We start from the raw sequence: 22456 nt of genomic DNA, 5'->3' as shown, positions 1-22456 counted from the left end.
TTTTGAAAGCTACGATTAAAAGGAGAATAGTTTCTTCATTCGTTCTTATTATTTTAATTACGGTAATAGTTTTTGAAATCTTTTCGATTTATTTTGTGAGATATTACTACTACTCTGTAATTAACGATAATTTAAAGAATGAGATACTATATACACTGGATAAGTACAAGTCTAACTTAATCGAAGGTAATATTGAAAATTTAATAATTGATGATGCGGATAGATATTTTAGATCTTTAAATCCACAAGTTCAAATACTAAATAATTCAAAGACTGTTATATATGACAGCCTTGGCACTAATATGGTTGGGAAGTCACTAAAGAGTTACATCGACATCGACAAGGCTGTTGAAGGCGGCATGGGGCAGTACATTGGAAAAATGCCATACTCAAATGACACGGTCATGGGAGTTTCGGTGCCGATTAAAACGAAGGAAGGGCAAATTGGTGTAATAAGATTTTTAACTTCCCTGGAGCCGGTTAATGCAAAGATAAATAATCGTGTTTTTATTTTTCTGGCATTTGGTCTATTGGTGTTAATATCTACAGCGGGATTATCACTACTAGTTGCCAACAACTTGACTAGGCCAATTTATAAACTTACAAAGTCTGCGGAAAAACTTGCGGAGGGACAGTTTAATACGGTTGTTGAAGGTTCAAAATTCAAAGAGCTTGATGCACTTGCAAATACTCTAAACTATATGACCGACAATATTAAAGAGAAGGAAAAATTAAAAAATGATTTTATTTCTTCCGTATCACATGAACTTCGAACGCCACTAACGTCAATAAGTGGTTGGGCCATGACGCTGCTTGTGGACCCTACGGACACAGAACTTGTAACAGAGGGACTTGAAATAATTGAAAATGAAAGTAGCAGACTTGCGCGAATGGTTGAAGAGTTATTGGATTTTTCAAGATTTACCTCAAATAGAATTAAACTAGAAAAGCAAATGACGGACTTTACAGAACTTTGTCTTGAAATAAAAAGGCAACTGACACCGAGAGCAAAGTCCCTGGGGATAGATTTAATTATAAACTTTGATCCAAATCATATAATGGGCATGATAGATCCAAACAGAATAAGACAGGTTTTAATAAATCTATTGGACAATGCTTTAAAATTTACTGAATCTGGTGGAGTAGTAATACTAAATATCTCTGAAGATGAAAAAAATATTTTGTTTGAAGTAATCGACACAGGAGTGGGGATTGACCATGAAGAGATATCCCTTATTACAGGTAAGTTCTACAAGGGTAAGAATAGTAACTCCCACACAGGTCTTGGACTGTCCATATGTGAAGAGATTGTAAAACTTCATAAAGGTGAAATGATGATTTCATCAAAGCTTGGCGAAGGAACAACGATTAAGATTGCAATTCCTAAAGGGGTGGAAGAATGATAAAGACAAAGAGATTCTATATTTTAATTATCTTCTTACTAACTCTCACATCATGTGTAAAACTGGAAGAGTATGACGCAAATTCCGCCATAGTTGCACCTGAAGTAAATGACCTGATGCTAGAGGGAACTTGGGAAGTTGAAGAGTCAAAAAAAATAAATAACGCGGACATATCCTATATAGAGATAACAAACCTATATATATCCAATGAAATATTTGAGTTTGGAAATAGATTTTCTATAAATCCACAGTTTGAATCAAAACTTGTTAGTAGGGACTCATACTTTAAAAACCAAACCAATATTGACCCTAAGAGTATAACTGACGAAGAGTTGTTACAGGTTGTTGTAGTTTCAGATACAGATGGATTTTATCAAGAGATTGTAAAGCTTGACGACGATAGAATATTTTTGGAATCCAATCAATTCACATATTTTTTAACAAAGACATCCGATAAAGTTTCTAACGACATTGTAAAGAAGTATGAAAATGGACAAATTCCTACTAGGGAAGCGTATAATGGAATCGTTGCAGCCACAGTATCATTAAAACTACAAAGGGAAATTGATGGACACTTCGATACATCATATAAGACTTACTACCTTTATTACAATAACTCAGAAGGCAATTTAAAATCCAAGTATGCCTATGAAATGGACGATATATTTTTAGTTAGAAAAAATACATTTAACACGGTGAACTATACTGAAGATTGGGAGAATGGAAAGTACTCTGGAAGGCTTGACCTTACAGAAATTGGATCAAAGGATGAAGGTGTTTATCTATATGAAATCTATAAATCATCAAGGCCTTTTGAACTGACCTACATGTCCAGCAACTTTTACAGTATAATTTTAAGAAATCCTGTTAATGAAAACCAAATTGATTATAGGATTAGACATATAAATTCATTTAATGAGGATCCGCCATTGGACATAGAAGACATTGCAGGAGCTGAAGGTGTGAAACTGATTAAAGAGATAATTAATAAGGAAAAAGAAAAGTCGAAGCTCCAAAATTCAATTAGGATTATGACAGACTACTTTAATCTTGGACTGGTTAGAAAAAATGGATCTTGGCAATTTAAAACCAGTTTAGTTACAGGGGGTAATGGTGAATCTACCTACAAGGATATAGATTTAAACTTGCCTAAGGATAATAATATTGTGAAAGAACCGGCTTTAGAAAAGAAATGGGACGATTTAAAGAAACAATTCCCAGGTCTTATAGATATATCCTATTCACCGGAAAAGAATTTCTATGTGGTCTTAACAGAGGAAAATTTAATATTTTATAATATTACATCTAATGAACCTATTATGAAATTAGATCTTCCAAAAGACTACAATAAGAGACTAATAAAAATAGATTGGCCTGTGGGAAGTAACGCAGACCTTTGGAAGGGATACTTTATTAATGGAACGGGCACAAAATTAATTAAAACAGAATAAAATAAGGGACTTTGTCGAAATACAAAGTCCTTTTATTATTTGTTATTCAATTTTTTATTCTTAATACAAATTACAACACCAATAACCACAAGCACAAGGCTTACTAATTGAGAAACTCTCATGCCTAAAAAATATAGACTGTCTGTACGAAGTCCCTCTACAAAAAATCTTAGAATTCCGTAGAGTATAAAGTACAGTGAAATGATTGTACCTTCTTTGTTACGATTTTTTTTGCAAAGATTATAGAGAACTATAAAAATTACAAAGTCACCTAATGATTCATATAAAAATGTAGGGTGAACCTTTTGTCCATCTATAATAATTGCCCAAGGAAGGTCTGTAGCTCTTCCGTAGGCTTCCTTATTTATAAAGTTTCCCCAACGTCCAATGGCTTGTCCAAGAGCGATTCCTGGAGCAAAGATATCTAGTATTGTTAAGAATGGAATCTTTTTTTTCTTTGAATAGATATATGTTATTAGAAAAGCTGTAAGTAATCCTCCATAAATGGCAAGGCCACCGTTTCTAATCATAATTATTTCTGAAGGGTTTTTGCTATAATAGTCCCAACTAAAGATTACATAGTAGAGTCTTGCACCTAGTATTGCCGGTACAAGCACCCATAGTAGTAAATCAGAGGGCATTTCCTTGTCTAGGTTTTTATAATCTGCAAGTTTACTTACAAAGTAAAGTCCTAGAATAATTCCCGTAGTTATGAGTATGGCATACCACATAATGTCTATTCCAAATATGCTAAAGGCTACAGGATTTATATTAAATTCCATATTACACCTCTAAATCTTCAGGCACATTCCAATTGTGATATACATCTTGAACATCGTCGTTGTCTTCGAGAGTGTCAATTAGCTTTACTAAATTTTTAATATCTTCTTCTTCAGTTAAAGAAACTTCGGTATTTGGAAGATATGTTAAGTCACAAAACTCGAACTTATATTCTAAGTCGGATAGGGTATCTCTAACATTTGAAAAGTTTTCTACTTCAGTTAATACTTCAAAAACATCGTCTTCTTCTCTAAAGTCGCTGGCACCAGAGTCAATTGAAGTCATCATTAACTCTTCTTCATCAACATTTTCCTTTAAAATTTGTAAAAGTCCAACCCTTTGGAAGGTAAACATCACAGAGCCTGTTGTTCCAAGATTTCCACCAAACTTATCAAAGGCATGACGCACCTCAGGAGCTGTACGATTTCTATTGTCAGTTAAACATGACACGATTACTGCAACTCCACTTGGACCATAACCTTCATATATAATCTCTTCGTAGTTATCTTGATCACTTGATCCAGATGCCTTTTTTATTGCCCTTTCAATATTGTCGTTAGGCATGTTTTCGGCCTTTGCCTTTTCAATGGCAGTCTTTAAGCTGGCATTGTAGTCAGGGTCTGCTCCACCTTCTTTAGCAGCAACTATTATCTCCCTAGTAAGCTTGGTAAAGATTTTACCCCTTCTTTTATCTTCGCTACCTTTTTTGTTTTTAATTTTACTCCATTTATTATGTCCTGACATTTAATAATCACCTCTATTTAATTTAAAAATTTCTGGCATATGCTTCTTATGACTGTTTATTTTGATTAGCCTTTCTATTTTATTAACAGTTTCTTTTTCGCCTACGCCTTCAAGAATATACTTATCTAGTTCCTCATATGAAAAACCAAGTTCATCTTCATCGCTTTGCCCTTCCCAAAGTCCTGCAGAAGGTTTCTTTTCAATAATTGAATTTGGAATACCTAAGTATTTTGCAAACTCAAAAATTTCCGTTTTAGTTATGTCCGCAATAGGGGAGAAGTCCACTCCATAATCGCCGTATTTTGTACTGTATCCAATTGTGAATTCAGATAGGTTTGTGGTGCCGATAACTAAAAAATTATTTACCTGTGCATGATAGTACAAAGTCATCATCCTTAGTCTAGGCTTTATATTTGAATAAGCTAAAGTATTGGTACTTGGAATATAAATGCTTTTTAATTCATTGTATGCACTAGTTAAGTCTAAAACAACTACATTTAGATTAAATTTTTCCTTTAGTTTCATGGCGTCGTCAAAGTCTGAGCCTTTTTTTTCTATGGGCATAATAAGCCCCAAAGCATTTTCTTTAAAAATTTTATTTGAAAGCACTCCCACCACTGAGGAATCCAAACCGCCACTTAAACCATATACCACACCTTTGCAGCCAGTGGACGCTACATAGTTTTCTATCCATTCACATAAATCTCTTTCAAGCTTACGATAATCCATGTTACCTCCTATAAATACAACTTGTCGCCGATGGTATCAATTAAAATCTCATCTAAAACTTCCATTAAGGCCTTTCCAGATGTAATATTCATAATATCGCTATTAAAGGAATCATAATCTTCCTTAGGGACATACACATTTACATTTACCATCTCTAAAAAGTTTTTTGTGTGGATTAAAAGTTTTTTATCTTCGCAGTAATTTAAAAATTTACCTAAATTATTATAATCAATTTTTATGGCAATATCTAGGAATTCTTTTTTTATAATCTCCTTTGCAATTTGAGTTACTTCGTTACAGCTTTCAGAGTAAGCCCTAACTAGTCCTGAAGCACCAAGGAGAATCCCGCCGAAATATCTTGTAACAACAACCACCACATCGGTAAGTTCTTTTTTTCTCAAAATATCAAGTATTGGCATACCTGCCGTTCCTTGTGGCTCGCCATCATCGGAGTACTTTTGTGTAAGTCTATCTTCGCCGATAATATATGCGTAACAATTGTGTCTTGCTTGGGGATGTGCCTCTTTTACTTTATTTATAAAACTTTCCGCCTCTTCTTCATTAGAAACAGGCGAAAGATTTGCAATAAAAATAGATTTTTTTATTGTTATTTCACAGCTTTCCGATTTTAAAACCGATTTATACATAAACTCATCTCCAAAATTTAACTATACTAGTAATTATATCAGTTAGTACTAAAATTGAGAAATCATGATAAATTTAAAAATACTTACTACTATGTTATAATAGAGTAGATAAAAAGATGGAGGTTACTATGAAAGATACTATAAAGTCTGGCTTTGCAAAAACCATTAAATTAATTGTTATATTATTTTTAATCGTATTTACTCTAATGTGTGGAGCCCTAGGTGTTTCCATAGTAGGTGTATTAGAAAACACACCTCATGTAGAACCAAGCCAAATAGACGAACTTCTTTCCCAAACTTCAGAAATTTTAGATTCATCGGGAAATAAGATTGAAACTATTCAAACAAGTGAGTTTAGAGAGTTGATTACATACGATCAAATTCCTAAAAACTTGATTAATGCATTTATAGCGATTGAAGACGAAAGATTTTATGAACACAATGGAGTTGACCCAAAGGGTATATTGAGCTCCGTTTATGACAATTTAAAATCGTCAAACCTAAGAGGTGCTTCAACTCTAGCGCAACAATTGTCTAGAAATATTTACTTAAACTCTGAACAGAGAATAGAAAGAAAGATAAAAGAAGCTTATCTTGCAATTCAGTTAACAGAATCTTTGGGAAGAGAGGGCATACTTGAAAAATATATGAATACCGTATTCCTTGGACAAAATGCCTATGGAGTTCAAGCGGCAAGTAAAACATATTTTTCAAAAGATGTAAATGATTTAACACTTGCAGAGTGTGCAGCAATTGCATCTATAGTTAAGAGTCCTTCCAACTATGCGCTGTATAGAACAATTTTACCTGAAAAGGTCGTTGAAGGCGACATTGTAAAGGGAGACATCGAACTTAATGGAACTGTATATAAAGTTGTGTACAACGACTCTGCAATGGATAGACAAAAGCATGCATTAAAAAACATGCTAGACCAAGGCTATATAAGTCAAGAGGAATATGACGAAGCTATGCAAGAAGACATAGCAGCCGCTTTGAACCCAGGAAGAAACTCTACAAAACAAGTTATTTCTTCATACTACTCAGACTTAATTACAAAACAAGTTATAGAAAAATTACAAACAGAACTAAACTACACTAAAGACGAAGCCATTGCAAAATACTACAATGGTGGAATTAGAGTTTACTCTGCCATAGACATGGAAATGCAAAACCAAATTGAAGAAATATTTACAAACTTCTCAACAGTAGTTTTGCAAAACTCAGGAAGCAAGAGAAGACCATCATTTTTAAATTGGTCAGCAGATAGACAGGGAAATATTACAAATTTAAATGGAAAAGTAGTTTACTATAGATACGAAAATCTATTTAGTGGAGAAGACACAATTGTACTTACACCACAAGAATACGAAGCAAACTCTGATGATAGTGTGCTAATCAAGTCTGCAAAGATGGGGGTGTATGGAAACTTCCTTGACCCAAAGGACTACTTTACAGTTAATGATGAAAACAACTTAGTAACCCATATGGTATCAGCATCAGGAAAAGCTGTAGTAGAAAAAGACGAAGTTCAACAAACTGAAAATGGAATACTATTATCCAAAGAAGTTTTAGATAAGAATTCAGACCTATATACAATAGACGAAAGTGGAAACCTAATCTTCAATAGCGAGTACTTTAGCATTGATAAAGAAGGAATACCACAACCGCAAGGGTCAATAGTTGTAATTGATCATAAAACAGGACAAATTAAAGCGGTTGTAGGCGGTAGAAATCAAAAGGGTAGAATGATACTAAATAGAGCTACAGATGTACCAAGACAACCTGGTTCATCTATTAAACCGGTATCAGTATATGTTCCAGCCCTAGACAATGGCTATACAGCTGCAACGCCAATAGATGACACACCTACTTACTACAAGGGAGAATTATGGCCTAAGAACGTGTATGGATATTACAAAGGACTTGTTTCACTTAGAGAATCCCTAAGGGACTCCATAAACGTTACAGCAGTTAAAACTGTTGAAGACGTGGGAATAGACAAGTCAAAAGAATACTGGGAAAAGTTTGGGCTTATAAACAAAAATGACCCAACTAAAGATGACTATGTATCAGCCAGCGAAAATCCTCAAATAAATGACGAGAATGCATCGGCAATGGCCCTAGGAGCCATGACTTATGGTGTTACAAACCTAGACTTAACAGGTGCATACGCTGCAATTGCAAACCATGGCCAATACATTGAACCACTATCATTTACAAAGATAGAAGATTCAAAGGGCAATGTAATATTAGAAGATCCAAGCGAAAGAAGACAGGTTATAAGTCCTCAACTAGCATATGTGATTACAGATATAATGAAAGATGTTCTTACAGTACCATATGGTAATGTTGCCTATGATCCTAACAATGACCTGGCAGGTAAGACAGGTACAACACAAGAGAACCAAGATGTTTGGTTTGTAGGATTTTCCACACATTACACAATTGGATCATGGATTGGATTTGACAATCAACAACTTAAGCTGTCACAAAATGGAGGACAGGCTGTAAGACTTTGGAGAGCAGTAAATAAAAAAGTATTAGAAGGCAAAGAACCTTCTAAGTTCGTTGAACCAGATGGAATAGTTCATATGACAGTCTGCACAATTGGAGATGCAAAACCTACCAAGGCTTGTTATGCAGACCATAGAGGAGTTGTTAAAAACGAAATATTTGTTGAAGGTACACAACCAACAAGTTATTGTAAAGTTCATCAATTCACAAGTACGGGACTAAAACTAGTAAGACCAATACCTTACGACCCAGGTACAAGTGGAATTTACCCTAGAGACTGGAATATCTTTAAGACTATCGAACCTGAAAAGGAAGATGAAGACGATAAAGACGATAAAGATGATTCCAACAATAATAGAAATAACAATAACAATAACAATAATAACAATACCAATACCAACAACAATAACAATAATAACAACCAAGGAGGAACAAAACCGACGCAACCTCCAAAACAAGAACAACCTCCACAAAATGAAGATAACGAGAACTAAGTTAAAGGGTCTAGAATTTCTAGATCCTTTAAATTTATGTAAAAAATATTAAAAAAAAGCTTGCAATTTTTTTTGATTAGTGTATACTAATAGTTGTGATGTTGATGGATTTCATTGCACGATATAAATAATACCGAAAATGCTTGACACTTAGTTTCAAACATGGTATTATAACTAGGTACTCATCTGGTGGGTGTGGCCTAGCTGGTTAGGGCGTCAGATTGTGGCTCTGAAGGTCGTGGGTTCGAATCCCATCACCCACCCCATATATGCGGGAATGGCGGAATTGGCAGACGCGCTAGACTTAGGATCTAGTGTCTTTGACGTGGGGGTTCAAGTCCTCTTTCCCGCACCAAACCTCAGGTAGCTGATTAGGCTATTTGAGGCTTTTTTATTTTAAGGGGAAAGTAAATTATTATAGTTATGTTACACCAATTAGAAAGAAAAAACTAAGGATGATTAAAATGAAAGACAATGATATGCCTACATATGAAGAGTTTAAAAAAAGGTGCTAAAAGATTTTTCAATAAACAGAGGCAATAGAACAAACGAAAAGTAAGAGAATTTTTAGCTGAAAATGAAAATATAATTGAAAGTGATTATAGAACAAACGTATGAGAATTAAAAAAAGGTTATATTGATTGTGAGAAATTTATGCACGCAGGAGTCTATGCCTGTGCCTATAATTTATATTTGCTAGTTTGATTTTTGACATAAAATAAATAAACCACAAAGGGCCATATAGGCTCTTTTTCTTTGCGATAAAAATAATTAAATTGGGTATTATTTTAATGATTACTATGAATAAATTTATTTTTAAAATGTTTGAATTTCAACGTTGCAACTGCTAAAAACTGTTTTGTAAATAGAGAGTTGACAAATTACCAACCTAAGTTTATAGAATGTAACTAAGGTTTTTCATATACTTTAATCAAAAGGAGGTAAGTATGATATTAGCAGACAAGATAATTTATCTTAGAAAGAAAAATGGCTGGTCTCAAGAGGAACTGGCGGAGATGTTAAATGTTTCGAGGCAGTCTGTTTCGAAATGGGAGAGTTCGGGGGCGACTCCTGAATTAAATAGGATTATCGAGATGAGTAAGATTTTTTCTGTTTCTGTTGATTATTTAATTAAGGATGAAATAGAAGAGGTTGAATACACTGGTGATGCCGATTATGAAAATGACGACATAAGAGTGACTATGGAAGATGCGAATGAGTTTATTAATTTAAGGCAGGAAGCTTCTAAGAAAATAAGTTTAGGGGTATCTCTTCTTATAATTTCACCTTCGATTTTAATTTTTTTATTAGGCATAGTGGAAGGCAAGAAATTTTTAATGTCTGAAAACATGGCTATTACAATTGGAGTTATAAGTTTAATAATAGTTGCAGCAATTGCCATTGCGTTATTTATAATTTCTGGACTGAGCTTAGAAAAGTATGAGTTTTTAGAAAGAGAATACTTTGAAACGGAATATGGTGTGGCAAACATGGCAAAGGAAATGGAAAGTAGATATCAACCGGAGTTTGTTAATCGCATGGTTATAGGTATTACTCTTTGTATCGTTAGTGCAATACCGGTTTTAGTTGTAGGAATAAAGGATAATCCAGATCCATTCAATTTATTTTCTGCAGTGGCTCTACTACTTTTTATTGTTTCCCTTGGTGTTAATTTAATTGTAAAATCTTCTATTATAAAAGAAACTTATGAACAGCTTCAACAGACAGGTGATTTCACTGTTGAATCTAAAAGTAAAAATAAAGTGTTAGGTCCCATAATAGGAATGCTTTGGTTAAGTATTGTTATAATCTACTTTTACTACAGTTTTAAAACCAACAATTGGCAATACAGCTGGATAATCTTTCCTGTGGGAGGGCTTATTACAACTTTAATATCATCCCTGGCAAGTGTTTTTAAATCAAAATAATAAATTTAAGTTTAAGAGATTGGAATTAAAACCAGTCTCTTTTTTTATTTCTCTTTCATAAATTTTCATTAAAAATCAAACACAATTTCCCACTTTTTAATGTTTTTTTAATAAACTTTGGAATTATCGACTTTTAAACTGATTATTTCGTAAAAAATATTGAGATATTTCATTAAAAACTATTGAGATTATCAGTAATATAGGGTATTATAATATTAAGTGGCAGAAAGTGGGTAAAAGTGTTTAATTTTTAGGAGGAAGGAATATGTTCATAGGTGAATATCAACATAATCTAGATACAAAGGGACGTATAACTATGCCTTCAAAATTTCGTGAAGAACTTGGAAAAACTTTTTACATCACTAAGGGGATGGATGGTTGTTTATTTGTTTTTCCTGAAGATCAATGGATTGAAATGGACAAGAAGATAAATGCACTTCGACTTTCGAGAAAAGATGCAAGGGGTATAGCAAGACTATTTTATGCTGGAGCGATTGACGTTTCACTGGATAAGATGGGAAGGGTGCTTTTGCCTGGAAACTTAAGGCAGTATGCGTCTTTAGAAAAGGAAGCGATTATTATTGGTGTATCTTCCAGGGTTGAAATTTGGGACAAGGATAGATGGCAATCTTACAATAACGACGATGATTTCAATTACGACATGTTAACGGAGAGCATGGCTGATTTAGATATAGATTTTTAGAGGTTATAAATGGAATTCAAACATATACCAGTTTTATTAAATGAGACAATTGAAAATTTACAAATAGATAAGGACAAAATCTATGTGGACTGTACCTTGGGTGGTGGCAATCACTCTCTTGAAATTGTAAAAAAACTGGACAAGGGAAGGCTGATTTGCATTGACCAAGACCTAGATGCAATAGAGGCAGCTAAGAAAAAATTAAAGGATCACATAGATAAGATTATTTTTATTAAGTCCAATTTTAAATATTTTGAAGAAATTCTAGATGAACTTAAAATTGACAAGGTGGATGGAGTTCTTATGGATATAGGGGTTTCTTCCTATCAAATTGACGAAGCTTCTAGGGGATTTAGCTATATGGAAGATGCACCTTTAGATATGAGAATGGATAAGAACCAAGACCTTACAGCGCAGTTCATAGTAAACAACTACTCTCAAGAGGATTTGGCAAATATATTTTTCAAATATGGGGAAGAAAAGTGGTCCAAAAGAATTGCAGAGTTTATTGTAGAGAGTAGAAAAGAAAAGAAGATTGAAACTACTTTTGACTTAGTTAAAATAATTGACAGAGCTGTCTCTGCAGAGGTTAGAAGAAATACAAAGGGACATTATGCGAAAAGAGTTTTTCAAGCCCTTCGTATAGAGGTAAATGATGAACTTGGAGTTTTAGAATATGTACTTCCAAAAATTGTTAAAAGGCTTAACCCAGGTGGAAGGCTATGTGTAATTACTTTCCATTCTTTAGAAGACAGAATAGTTAAGGATATTTTTAAAGATTTAAATACCGATTGCATTTGTCCACCGGAAATTCCGGTTTGTGTATGTAATAAGAAAAGAGAAGTTAAGATAATCACTAGAAAGCCTATAGTACCAACGGAAAGTGAAATTGAGACAAATTCAAGATCTAAAAGTTCTAAACTTAGAGTTGTGGAGAAGATATAATGGAAGCAAGAAATTTTGATTATATATACCCTGAAGAATATAGTCCAAGAAAAGATGTAAGACTAAGGGTATTGAAAAAAGAACAAAGATATATTAAAGTCAAGAGTAGGACTAGAGCTAGAGAAAAGTCTAAAACAAAATCATTGGTTTTTCTTGGGGCTTTAAATATAGTTCTTTCTATTTGCTTGCTATCAACTTATGTGACTTCCACGGTTCTTACTGGAAAGATTTCAAATATAAAATCAGAGATAGAGGATTTGGAAGCTACGAGAGACTATTACAGCATGGAAATAGACAAATACTCATCTGCTGAAAGGATTGAAGAAATAGCCAAGTATAAACTGGGAATGGTTTATCCTAATGAAGAACAATACTTTTATATCTCTAAGGACAAAAAAGTAGATAATAAAGATAAAACTTCCCTGGCTGTTAATGACAATGAAAAATAGAAAATTTAATTTTGATAAAAAATTTAAAAATAGGACAATAGCTATATTCTTACTAAGTATTATAATGGTTTTTATCTTTGCCGGCAGAATGCTCTATCTTTATAATTCAAGATACAAGACAGGGGCGGCTAGGCAGAGGATGAAAGTTGTTAAAATACCTGCAGAAAGGGGTAAGATATTAGATTCTTCGGGAAATATAATTGCGAAGAATGTAAAAGTTAATTGTCTTTATTTTTTTCCAAAGGACTTGAAAGAAGGTTCTAGAAACAAGTTGATTCAAGGATTTTCCACAATACTTGGAATGGACAATGGCGAAATTGACGAAGTTTTAAATAGCGAAGACATTGTAAGGGTAAAAGAAAATCTAACATCTGAACAAGTTGAAAAAATTAAAAATCTTGAAGAGAATTCTTTAAGTTTAACCGTGGAAAATAGAAGATACTATCCAGAAGGCTCTGCTCTTTCCTATGTTTTAGGTTTTACCAACAGCGATGGAGAAGGTCTTTATGGAGTGGAAAGCTATTATGATAATTATTTAAAGGGAAAATATGGATTAAATATTTTTTCTGGCTCGAGAAATGGAAGTATTATATCCTTCGATGAGAACAAGGAACTTAAGTCTGATGGTGGAGAGGATATTACATTAAACATAGACCAGAGTATATCTGCCATGGTTAGTAATATTTTAAAAGAGGCCAATGAAAAATATAAGCCTAAGTCCATGTCTGTAATAGTTACAGATCCAATGACGAATAGAGTCATTGCCATGGAAAACTACCCTAGATTTAATTCAAATAATCCTAGAAAAGCGAGAAATAAAGAAGAAGAGAAAGAACTTGGAAGTTTAACTGAAAAAGAGAGGCTCAACAAATATTATGATATTTGGAGAAATAAAAGTATCAGTGATATTTATGAACCGGGATCTGTATATAAACTGATGACTTCTGCAATTGGACTTGAAGAGGGAGTCTTTGATGAAAGTAGTACCTATGTTTGTAAGGGATACTATAATATTGCAAGGGGAGTTACTATAAAGTGTGTAAGTTGGTATGACCCACATGGAAAACAAACCATGGAGGAAGCTTTGGCAAACTCATGTAACCCTTCATTTGCACAAATGGCGGAGCAAATTGGATATGCTAAGATGCATCAATATCTAAAGGCCTTTGGGTTTGGAGAATTGACAGGAATAGATTTAGTTGGTGAGCAAAAAGGTCTTATACCTGACTCGGCTTCAAGCATGAACATAGCACAACTTTGTACAATGTCCTATGGCCATGGAATTTCTGCAACGCCAATACAGGTAATAACTGCAGCCAATGCAATTGTTAATGGTGGATATATTATTACGCCAAGAATATTGGATAAGATTGGTGACAAGAAGATTGAGGATGAAGAAGAGCTTGTAAAAAGACAGGTTATTTCTAAAACTACCAGCGACCGCATGAGACAACTTATGGTAAATAATGTTGAAAACGGCGGGGCCAATGCAGTTAAATCATCTCAATACACCGTGGGAGGAAAGTCTGGAACAACAATAAAGCTTGAAGATGGCGTATATACATCTGAAAAGACCATAGCATCATTTTATGCAGCCTTTCCTATGGAAAATCCAAAGTATTCTGTCCTTGTTGTAGTTGACGAACCGACGGGAATGAACTCTGGAAACGCAGTGGCAGGAGAGATAACAAAGAAGATTAATGATGAAATTGCAAAGCTAAAGAACTTAAATAGAGTAAATAAAGAATCTGATATTACAGATGTTGAAGTTCCTGACTTTACTGGAGAAACCTTGAGAAACGCAGTTAATAAGGCAAACTCCAGAGGAATAAAAATTGAAATAGTTAATACTTCAGACAATGACGGTATTATAATAAAGAGTCAATCTGTTGATCCTGGAACAAAAATAAACCACACTAAGGTTGTAACCCTTGTGGCTGATGACTCTGGAGAATCAACAGTAAAGGTACCTGATTTAATCGGAAAGTACAAAAATGAAGCCCTATCTATATTAAAGGATACAAATCTAAAGATAATTCATACAGGTGACTCTCAAAAATCAAGAATAATAAAGACAAATCCACCTGCTGGAGAGTTTTTAAGACAAAAAGATACTTTGGAATTGATTTATGAACCTATAAAAACAGATGACAAGAATAATCATAACCATGAAGAAGATGAAGATGTAGATGTAGATGAAAATCAAAATGATGGGGAAGAAAACCAAAATAATTGATGGGGTGATATTCTTCGCTCTTAAGGTGGGGCATATGCTCTGCCTTATTTTATTATTCAGAGTCTTTAATATATAATTATATTGGAGGAAAAATGAAGAATATAATTAAGGAAACAAAGCTTTTTAAAGAATTGTCGAAAGAGGACAAGGAAAAACTTTCCAAATCTGTAGAGATTGTCAATGTGGATAAGGGAGAGTATGTTTTTCGTCCAGGGGACAAGGCACTTTATATGTATATTATCAAAAGTGGCTCAATGAAAATATCCATGGACCTGTCTGATGGAAGAGAACAGATTCTATATGTATATAAAGATGAAGATTTTGTTGGAGGACTTAATTTAATAACATCTGAATCCTATCTTTATAATGGGATTGCACTTACTAAGTGTCAGGTTTTAAAAATTTCAAAGAAGGATTTTTCAAATATCTTGATGCATAATGAATTGTTTTTAAAGTCCTTATTAATTCAGTCCTATCTTAGAATAAGAAAGGGCGAAGAGTTAATCGACAGGCTTTCAGTAATGAATGCAGATATGAAAGTTGCAAAGAGCTTAATAGATCTTTCAAATAGATATGGAATAAAAGAAGAATCCGGCGAAATATTAATCAAGCACAATATGAATAGGATGGAGCTTGGAAGTTTTTCTGGAGTAGCTAGGGAAACTGTGATTAGAAAGTTAAGCTATTTCGAAGACTTGGGTTTAGTTAAACTACTTCCAAAGGGGGACATAGTGATACTAGACTTAGAAGGCTTGACAAAGCTTACTATTTAGTTAACAATAACCACTCTTTAGGATATAATATTAAGATGAGTAAAGGAGAATAATTAAATGGATATATTTAAACTACTTACGATGCTTTTGGTTAGTATGCTTATATCAATCGTCATTGGTAAGTATATTATTAAAATTTTAGTAAGAGCAAAAATAGGACAGAGTATTAGGGATGACGGACCAAAGGCCCATTTACTAAAACAGGGCACTCCAACAATGGGCGGTATAATATTTATTTTTTCAACCCTAATAACCTTGGCTATCTTTAGAGGATATAGCCACGAAAACATACTTATAATAGTAAGTATGCTTGGATTTGGCCTTGTAGGATTTGTAGATGACTTTTTCAAGCTAGTAATGAAAAGATCACTAGGACTTACGGAGTTACAAAAGATAATTTTCCAAATAATTATGAGTTTTGGACTAATTTACTTGGCTTCAAAGGTATCAGCTAAACATATTTCGATAATTAACATTCCTTTTACAGATATAGAATTTAATTTGGGAATTTTAACATATCCAATACTTACATTTATTATGATTGGAACTGTCAATGCTACAAATATTACTGATGGTCTTGATGGACTTGCAACATCCGTTTCAATTCCAGTATTTATTGCACTTGCAATAATAGCCATTTTAAAAGGATCATCAATGGCAGTGTTCTCAACGATTTTTGTAGGTTCTCTAATAGGGTTTTTAGTGTATAATTCAAACCCTGCATCAGTATTCATGGGGGACACTGGCTCAATGGCCATAGGGGGAGCTTTGGTAATGATGGCTTTAATATTAAACGCTCCACTTTACCTAGTAATACTTGGTGGTGTTTATGTTATTGAGACAATGTCTGTAATAATTCAAGTAATTAGTTATAAGACTAGAAATAAAAAGAGGGTCTTTCTAATGTCGCCAATTCATCATCATTATGAGTTAAAGGGATATAAGGAGCCTAAAATTGTTGCTGCATTTACAGTGCTATCAATAGTATTTTCCATACTTACAGTATTGGGATTAGGGAGATAAGATGGATTATTTAGTAATAGGATTAGGTATTACGGGAATTTCTACAGTAAAGACGCTTAGCAAGAAGGGACTTAATGTCTATGCATATGATAGCAATATAAGCTCTAAGGAAGACGAGCCAGAAGAATTAAAAGATTTAAAATATACCTTAATATTTGATTTAGAAGAAGTTATTTCAAAGGAAATTATATGTATAAAGAGCCCTGGAATACCACCTCATAACGAATTGATACAAAAAATTTCTAGCAGAGGAATAGAAATTGTTTCCGATTTGGAAATGGCATATAGACTATTTGGTGACAGAAATTTAATATCAATTACAGGGACCAATGGCAAAACTACAACTACAATGCTTGTTAATCACATATTAAATGAAAGTGGAAAGTCATCTATTGCCATAGGAAATATTGGAGTTGGAATGTTGTGGGAGATTTATTCAAATCCTGAAGTAGACTATTTTGTAATAGAGAGCTCAAGTTTTCAACTGGACTCCACAACTACATTTAGGACAAAAGTTGCAGCTTTTACAAATATTTCGCCAGACCATTCTGACTGGCATGGTAGTTTTGACGCATACTTTAAAGCAAAACAAAATATTTTTAAAAATCAAAATCCAGATGATAAATTGATTTTAAATATTGATGATAAAAGATTATGTAAATTAAAGAATGAGATAAAATCAGAAATTATCTCAATATCCCTAGAAGATAAAAATGCATTATTTTATTATGACAAACCATTTATCTATCGTGGTGGAAAGAGGATAATTGACGCTAGGAAACTTCGTATTCCAGGGCTTCACAATGTACAAAATGTCCTTGTGGCAGCGGCTATAACAAATGCGTTAAATATATCTGACGAAGACATTGAAAGGGCATGCTATAGTTTTAATGCAGTGGAGCATAGAATAGAGTTTGTTAGAGAGTTAGATGAAGTTAAGTTTTACAATGACTCTAAGGGAACAAATGTGGATTCAACCATAAAGGCGCTATCTTCTTTTGAAAATCCAATTATCTTAATTGCAGGTGGATATGATAAGAAGGTATCTTTCAAAGAGATGTTTGAACAATATGGAGATAGAATAAAAAAACTTATACTTATGGGAGAAACTGCTAGTCAAATGCAGGAAGAAGCAAAAGGTGTAAAAGATATAAATATTGTCAAAGATATGAAAGAAGCAGTAGAACTTTCTTACAAAGTAATGGACAAGGGAGATGTTGTACTACTTTCTCCTGCCTGTGCATCATGGGGAATGTATAAGAACTATATGGACAGAGGAAATGAGTTTAAGGACTTAGTAAATAACTTAGGTGATTAGATGGTGAAGAAGCCAAAAAGAAGGAAAAAGATAGATTATAATATTTTTATAGCCACAATGCTACTCATTATTGTAGGCAATATTATGGTGTTTAGTTCCAGTTGGCCATATGCGGTTAGAAAGGGAATAAATCCGTATTTTTTTATTAATAAGAATTTAATCTTTTCCTTTGTCGGAATAATTATTATGTTTATAACTTCAAACATAGACTACAGAATTTTTAAAAAATATGGATATGTACTCTACATACTATCCATAATTCTATCGGTTCTTGTTTTGATTTTCGGCGATATTGAAACATATAATGCAAGAAGGTGGCTAGACATTGGACCAATAACAATAATGCCTTCAGACTTTTTGAAACTAGGAACGATTTTAGCAGTTTGTAAGTATATTGATAGATATAAAAAGAAGCTCAATAATGTTTTATATGGATTTTTGCCAATGTTTTTCTTTTTGATGATATCCTGTGGATTGGTATTTTTACAGCCAGACTTATCAACAACTATGGTTATGGGTGCCGTAATAATATGTATATTTATAGTTGGGGGAGTAAATTTATTTCAATCTGCCTTAGGACTTGGAATATTAGTAACTTCTGGAGTGGTAGGAATAGTTTTTTCCAAAAGTTCTTATAGCCGTTCTTCAAGAATAGAAGCTTGGCTAGATCCACTAAAAGACTTTTCAAATAAGGGATGGCAACTTGCCCAATCTCTTTTTGCCGTGTCCTATGGAGGAATTTTTGGAGTAGGACTTGGGAAATCAAGACATAAATTTAGTTATCTATCAGAGGCGCACAATGACTTTATATTTGCAATTATTGCAGAAGAATTAGGCTTTATAGGAAGTATAATGGTCATTTTACTATATCTTTATCTAATCTACTGCGGCATGAAAATGGCTTTTAAACTAAAAGATAGCTTTGCAAAACTTTTAGTGATTTCGATTATGTTATTAATAGGTTTACAGGCGTTCATAAATATATCTGTTGCTCTTGGAATTATTCCTCCAACAGGATTGACACTACCATTTATTTCCTATGGTGGAACATCCTTGATGGTATTTTTGTTTATGATGGGAATGGTTTTAGGAATTTCAAAACAGGCAGACAGGAGGTAATATGAAAATAGCAGTAAGTGGTGGAGGAACGGGAGGACATATATATCCTGCCATAGCCATAATAGAAGAGTTTATAAAACTCTATCCCGACACAGAAGTTTTATATATTGGAAGAAAAAATAGCTTAGAATCTATTCTTGTACCAAATCAAGGATATGAATTTAAAGGCATTACAGCCTCACCCCTTTCAAGAAAATCCATAAAAAAGATTTTTAAGACAGGAGGAGACACATTAAAGGGAATTAGCGAGTCTAAAAAGATACTTAAAGAGTTTAATCCGGATTTTGTAATTGGAACCGGTGGTTTTGTTACTGGCCCAGTTTTATATGCGGCACATAAATTAAGAAAAAAAGTTTTTTTCCATGAACAAAACTCGTATCCTGGAGTTACTAATAAAATATTATCAAGGTATGCAAATAAGTACTTTGTAACATTTAAAGAGAGTTTGAAGTATTTTAAAAATCAGGAAAATGGAATAATTACTGGAAATCCAATTAGAAATAAATTTTTAAATATGGATGAAATAAGAGATGAAGCAAACTTTCATATGGGATTTAAAAATCAAAATAAAAATATTTTAGTATTTGGTGGGTCCAATGGATCGGGAAAATTAAATCAAGTTTTTAAAGAGATGATTAATGAAAATCTGAACCAAGATGACTTCAACCTGTTCTTTGTAACAGGGAAAAACAATTACGATAGCTTTGTAAAGGATATGAAAGTATTACCTAATGTAAAAGTTTATCCATACTTAGATAATATTCAAGAGGCCTATGCAATTTCCGACCTTGTAATAACAAGCTCTGGAGCGATTACTTTGGCAGAACTATCTTACTTGGGAATGCCTTCTATATTAGTTCCGAAAGCATATACAACAGAAAACCATCAAGTATACAATGCACTGGAGTTTAAAAATAGAGGAGCTTCACTTATGATTGAGGAAAAAGACTTAGAGTCCAGCAATCTAAAATCAAAAATACTTGAGCTTTTAAATGATGACAATAGATTAAAAGAAATGGGAGAAAGAGCAAAAGAATTTGCAACTCCAAATGCGGGATATGAAATAGTACAGGAAATAGTAAAAGTAGGAAGTAATGGAAAATAAAAAAAAGAAAAGTAAATTTGCCTTAATTTGGACAATTGTAATTATAATTTCAATAATATCTATTGTGGCGTATTTTTTGCTAAGACATCCATATTTTAATTTAATAAATATTGAAATGGATGGAAATAAGACATATACAATTGAAGACTTTAAAAATGAGTCGAAATTATATGGGAAAAATTACTTCTTGGCAAATATAAAGGACGCAGAAAAAAATCTAACTAAGAATGACAAGATAATAGAAGTTGATATTAAAAAAGAGTTTCCCAACAAGTTGAAAGTCGAAATTTTAGAAAAGACGAATATCGCTTATATTGTAACTAAGAATAAGGACATTGTATTTATAGACACCTTGGGAAATATTAGCAACACTAAGGAAGATACTGAAAATTTACCGGAAATTGTTGGAATAAACACAGATCTTATAGTAAACAATAGTATCTTTAATGATGCTACAATTAAGGAGATATTTGATAGTGTTGAGGAGTACAATATAAACTTCACCAAGTTAAATTTAACGGATAAAAAGAATATGTTCATTGAAATTGATGGAATTGATGCGTATTTTGGCGATAAAAAACAAATAAAAAAGAAATTTGAAATTATTTCGGAAATTATTTCAGAGAATGATACTAAAGGTATAGATATAAAAGAAATAAAAGTGTCTAATGTAAAGAAACCTGTAGTTATAGCGGATTAAAGATGTTAGAAAAATTGTATCTATAAAACAAATGAAAAATAGAATGCATAATAATAATTCAAATAAGTGGAATTAAAAGATATATTAATTTCGCTTATTTTTTTGCTTTTTAAATAAAAAACATTAAACTAAACTTGACAAACAAACACAAGCAGCAGCATAACAACAATTAAATAAATTAATTTAAAACAATGTACTTAAAATACAAAGAAATACCCAATGCCTTGAAAGCTGTAGAAATACAGGTTCTGATTTTGACTTTTGATTTTTCTAAATATATAATAATACTTAAGAGATGAAACAATATATTTGGGAGGATGAACATAATGAGTTTTGAAATGGAAATCGCAAACGATAATTCAATGGCGAATATAAAAGTAGTAGGTGTTGGTGGAGGCGGTAACAACGCTTTAATGAGAATGTTAGAAACAGGTTTAACAGGTGTTGAACTAATTGCAATGAACACTGACAAACAAATTCTACTTGCAAGTGACATTGAAAACAAATTACAAATTGGTGAAAAACTTACAAAGGGACTTGGAGCAGGAGCTAATCCATCCATTGGACAAAAAGCTGCAGAAGAAAGTAGAAACGAAATTGTTGAAATGCTTCAAGGCGCTGACATGGTATTTATTACTGCAGGTATGGGTGGAGGTACTGGTACAGGTGCCGCTCCAGTTGTTGCAGAAATAGCAAAGGAACTAGGAATACTTACTGTAGGTGTAGTTACAAAACCATTTGCTTTCGAAGGAAGAAAAAGACAACTTCAAGCAGAACAAGGTATTGAAGCCTTAAAAGACAAAGTTGATACACTTGTTACTATACCTAATGATAGATTGCTTCAAATTGCTGAAAAGAGAACTACAATGAAAGAAGCATTTGCCATGGCAGATGAAGTATTGCTAAATGGTATTAAGGGTATTTCAGACTTAATCGCCGTACCTAATCTAATTAACCTTGACTTTGCCGACGTTAAAGCAATTATGCATGACCAAGGTATTGCTCACATGGGTATTGGAGTTGCTACAGGTGAAAACAGAGCGGTTGAAGCTGCAAGACTTGCAGTTAAGAGTCCACTTCTTGAAACTTCAATTGATGGAGCAAAGGCTGTTCTTATAAACGTTACTGGTTCAGATTTAGGAATATTCGAAGTTAACGAAGCTTCTGAATTAATAAGAGAAGCGGTCGATCCGGATGCAAATATCATATTTGGTGCAGGAATTGATGAAACGCTAAAAGATGATATAAAGATAACTGTAATTGCCACTGGTTTTAACAAAGATAATTTTACAAATAGTATAAATGAAGAAAAAGAAGAAGATGGCGAATCTAAAGAATCAAGTGATCTTGATGACATAGAAATACCTTCATTCTTAAAGAAAAGAGGATTTTAAA

Annotated in this window: 19 protein-coding genes and 2 tRNA genes; 17 read left to right on the top strand and 4 right to left on the bottom strand. The window is 33.1% G+C overall.

Annotation, left to right across the window (positions count from 1 at the left end; all coding sequences use genetic code 11):
- Positions 1-2 precede the first annotated feature (2 nt).
- On the top strand, positions 3-1403 hold the full coding sequence (locus L6651_RS02405) for a sensor histidine kinase (protein WP_237036462.1): 1401 nt from the start codon (positions 3-5) through the stop codon (positions 1401-1403).
- Positions 1400-2854: a hypothetical protein gene (locus tag L6651_RS02400; protein ID WP_237036461.1), complete on the top strand. Its 1455-nt coding sequence runs from the start codon at positions 1400-1402 to the stop codon at positions 2852-2854. The genes L6651_RS02405 and L6651_RS02400 overlap by 4 nt, the downstream gene beginning before the upstream one ends.
- Before the next feature lie 35 nt (positions 2855-2889).
- Here the strand turns inward: L6651_RS02400 and lgt are convergent, their stop codons facing one another.
- From lgt to L6651_RS02380, 4 genes are read right to left on the bottom strand one after another with little or no spacing between them, the layout of a single operon-like run.
- On the bottom strand, positions 2890-3636 hold the full coding sequence (lgt, locus tag L6651_RS02395) for a prolipoprotein diacylglyceryl transferase (RefSeq protein ID WP_237036460.1): 747 nt from the start codon (positions 3634-3636) through the stop codon (positions 2890-2892).
- A gap of 1 nt (position 3637) precedes the next feature.
- Positions 3638-4378 carry a YebC/PmpR family DNA-binding transcriptional regulator gene (locus L6651_RS02390; RefSeq protein WP_237036459.1) on the bottom strand — a complete coding sequence of 247 codons (741 nt, stop codon included), beginning with the start codon at positions 4376-4378 and terminating at the stop codon, positions 3638-3640.
- Positions 4379-5107 (bottom strand): NAD(+) synthase, encoded by a 729-nt coding sequence (nadE, locus tag L6651_RS02385; RefSeq protein WP_237036458.1) that lies wholly within the window; start codon positions 5105-5107, stop codon positions 4379-4381.
- Between the two features lie 8 nt (positions 5108-5115).
- Positions 5116-5754: a YigZ family protein gene (locus L6651_RS02380; RefSeq protein ID WP_237036457.1), complete on the bottom strand. Its 639-nt coding sequence runs from the start codon at positions 5752-5754 to the stop codon at positions 5116-5118.
- A 128-nt stretch (positions 5755-5882) separates the two neighbouring features.
- Here L6651_RS02380 and L6651_RS02375 point away from each other — a divergent pair, with 128 nt between their 5' ends.
- From L6651_RS02375 to ftsZ, 15 genes are all read left to right on the top strand, one after another.
- Complete coding sequence (locus tag L6651_RS02375) at positions 5883-8762, top strand: penicillin-binding protein 1A (RefSeq protein WP_237036456.1); 2880 nt, start codon at positions 5883-5885, stop codon at positions 8760-8762.
- Between the two features lie 189 nt (positions 8763-8951).
- Positions 8952-9028: transfer RNA gene (locus L6651_RS02370), tRNA-His, on the top strand.
- A 5-nt stretch (positions 9029-9033) separates the two neighbouring features.
- Positions 9034-9117 (top strand) — tRNA-Leu (locus tag L6651_RS02365).
- A gap of 592 nt (positions 9118-9709) precedes the next feature.
- The gene (locus L6651_RS02360) at positions 9710-10690 is read left to right on the top strand and encodes a helix-turn-helix domain-containing protein (protein ID WP_237036455.1); all 981 of its coding nucleotides are present in this window, start codon (positions 9710-9712) and stop codon (positions 10688-10690) included.
- 265 nt (positions 10691-10955) lie between these two features.
- Positions 10956-11393, top strand: coding sequence for a division/cell wall cluster transcriptional repressor MraZ (mraZ, locus tag L6651_RS02355; RefSeq protein ID WP_237036454.1), 438 nt, complete (start codon positions 10956-10958; stop codon positions 11391-11393).
- Positions 11394-11402: 9 nt separating this feature from the next.
- On the top strand, positions 11403-12338 hold the full coding sequence (rsmH, locus tag L6651_RS02350; RefSeq protein ID WP_237036453.1) for a 16S rRNA (cytosine(1402)-N(4))-methyltransferase RsmH: 936 nt from the start codon (positions 11403-11405) through the stop codon (positions 12336-12338).
- Positions 12338-12787 (top strand): septum formation initiator family protein, encoded by a 450-nt coding sequence (locus L6651_RS02345; protein ID WP_237036452.1) that lies wholly within the window; start codon positions 12338-12340, stop codon positions 12785-12787. The genes rsmH and L6651_RS02345 overlap by 1 nt, the downstream gene beginning before the upstream one ends.
- Complete coding sequence (locus tag L6651_RS02340) at positions 12777-15023, top strand: penicillin-binding transpeptidase domain-containing protein (protein ID WP_237036451.1); 2247 nt, start codon at positions 12777-12779, stop codon at positions 15021-15023. Before L6651_RS02345 ends, L6651_RS02340 begins: the two co-directional genes overlap by 11 nt.
- 92 nt (positions 15024-15115) lie before the next feature.
- Positions 15116-15796 (top strand): Crp/Fnr family transcriptional regulator, encoded by a 681-nt coding sequence (locus L6651_RS02335; protein WP_237036450.1) that lies wholly within the window; start codon positions 15116-15118, stop codon positions 15794-15796.
- Positions 15797-15853: 57 nt separating this feature from the next.
- A complete protein-coding gene (mraY, locus tag L6651_RS02330) occupies positions 15854-16819 on the top strand; it encodes a phospho-N-acetylmuramoyl-pentapeptide-transferase (RefSeq protein ID WP_237036449.1) in 966 nt (321 codons plus the stop codon).
- A 1-nt stretch (position 16820) separates the two neighbouring features.
- Entirely contained in the window at positions 16821-18137 is a 1317-nt protein-coding gene (murD, locus tag L6651_RS02325) for a UDP-N-acetylmuramoyl-L-alanine--D-glutamate ligase (RefSeq protein ID WP_237036448.1), read from the top strand.
- Positions 18138-19256: a putative lipid II flippase FtsW gene (ftsW, locus tag L6651_RS02320; protein ID WP_237036447.1), complete on the top strand. Its 1119-nt coding sequence runs from the start codon at positions 18138-18140 to the stop codon at positions 19254-19256.
- A gap of 1 nt (position 19257) precedes the next feature.
- Positions 19258-20361: an undecaprenyldiphospho-muramoylpentapeptide beta-N-acetylglucosaminyltransferase gene (gene murG / locus L6651_RS02315; RefSeq protein WP_237036446.1), complete on the top strand. Its 1104-nt coding sequence runs from the start codon at positions 19258-19260 to the stop codon at positions 20359-20361.
- Positions 20351-21061 (top strand): cell division protein FtsQ/DivIB, encoded by a 711-nt coding sequence (locus tag L6651_RS02310; protein ID WP_237036445.1) that lies wholly within the window; start codon positions 20351-20353, stop codon positions 21059-21061. The genes murG and L6651_RS02310 overlap by 11 nt, the downstream gene beginning before the upstream one ends.
- Positions 21062-21378: 317 nt before the next feature.
- Complete coding sequence (gene ftsZ, locus L6651_RS02305; protein WP_334301415.1) at positions 21379-22455, top strand: cell division protein FtsZ; 1077 nt, start codon at positions 21379-21381, stop codon at positions 22453-22455.
- The last annotated feature ends 1 nt before the right edge of the window (position 22456 follow it).

The organism is Mediannikoviicoccus vaginalis (assembly GCF_928097925.1).
GTDB classification, from domain to species: Bacteria; Bacillota; Clostridia; order Tissierellales; family Peptoniphilaceae; genus Mediannikoviicoccus; species Mediannikoviicoccus vaginalis.
This window is presented reverse-complemented; position numbering and strand designations above follow the sequence as displayed.

Excerpts from the sequence above, each read along its gene's own strand:
- L6651_RS02400 (WP_237036461.1), top strand. The coding sequence starts at position 1,400 with ATGATAAAGACAAAGAGATTCTATATTTTAATTATCTTCTTACTAACT.
- lgt (WP_237036460.1), bottom strand. The coding sequence starts at position 3,636 with ATGGAATTTAATATAAATCCTGTAGCCTTTAGCATATTTGGAATAGAC.
- L6651_RS02390 (WP_237036459.1), bottom strand. The coding sequence starts at position 4,378 with ATGTCAGGACATAATAAATGGAGTAAAATTAAAAACAAAAAAGGTAGC.
- nadE (WP_237036458.1), bottom strand. The coding sequence starts at position 5,107 with ATGGATTATCGTAAGCTTGAAAGAGATTTATGTGAATGGATAGAAAAC.
- L6651_RS02380 (WP_237036457.1), bottom strand. The coding sequence starts at position 5,754 with ATGTATAAATCGGTTTTAAAATCGGAAAGCTGTGAAATAACAATAAAA.
- L6651_RS02375 (WP_237036456.1), top strand. The coding sequence starts at position 5,883 with ATGAAAGATACTATAAAGTCTGGCTTTGCAAAAACCATTAAATTAATT.
- L6651_RS02360 (WP_237036455.1), top strand. The coding sequence starts at position 9,710 with ATGATATTAGCAGACAAGATAATTTATCTTAGAAAGAAAAATGGCTGG.
- mraZ (WP_237036454.1), top strand. The coding sequence starts at position 10,956 with ATGTTCATAGGTGAATATCAACATAATCTAGATACAAAGGGACGTATA.
- rsmH (WP_237036453.1), top strand. The coding sequence starts at position 11,403 with ATGGAATTCAAACATATACCAGTTTTATTAAATGAGACAATTGAAAAT.
- L6651_RS02345 (WP_237036452.1), top strand. The coding sequence starts at position 12,338 with ATGGAAGCAAGAAATTTTGATTATATATACCCTGAAGAATATAGTCCA.
- L6651_RS02340 (WP_237036451.1), top strand. The coding sequence starts at position 12,777 with ATGAAAAATAGAAAATTTAATTTTGATAAAAAATTTAAAAATAGGACA.
- L6651_RS02335 (WP_237036450.1), top strand. The coding sequence starts at position 15,116 with ATGAAGAATATAATTAAGGAAACAAAGCTTTTTAAAGAATTGTCGAAA.
- mraY (WP_237036449.1), top strand. The coding sequence starts at position 15,854 with ATGGATATATTTAAACTACTTACGATGCTTTTGGTTAGTATGCTTATA.
- murD (WP_237036448.1), top strand. The coding sequence starts at position 16,821 with ATGGATTATTTAGTAATAGGATTAGGTATTACGGGAATTTCTACAGTA.
- ftsW (WP_237036447.1), top strand. The coding sequence starts at position 18,138 with ATGGTGAAGAAGCCAAAAAGAAGGAAAAAGATAGATTATAATATTTTT.
- murG (WP_237036446.1), top strand. The coding sequence starts at position 19,258 with ATGAAAATAGCAGTAAGTGGTGGAGGAACGGGAGGACATATATATCCT.
- L6651_RS02310 (WP_237036445.1), top strand. The coding sequence starts at position 20,351 with ATGGAAAATAAAAAAAAGAAAAGTAAATTTGCCTTAATTTGGACAATT.
- ftsZ (WP_334301415.1), top strand. The coding sequence starts at position 21,379 with ATGAACATAATGAGTTTTGAAATGGAAATCGCAAACGATAATTCAATG.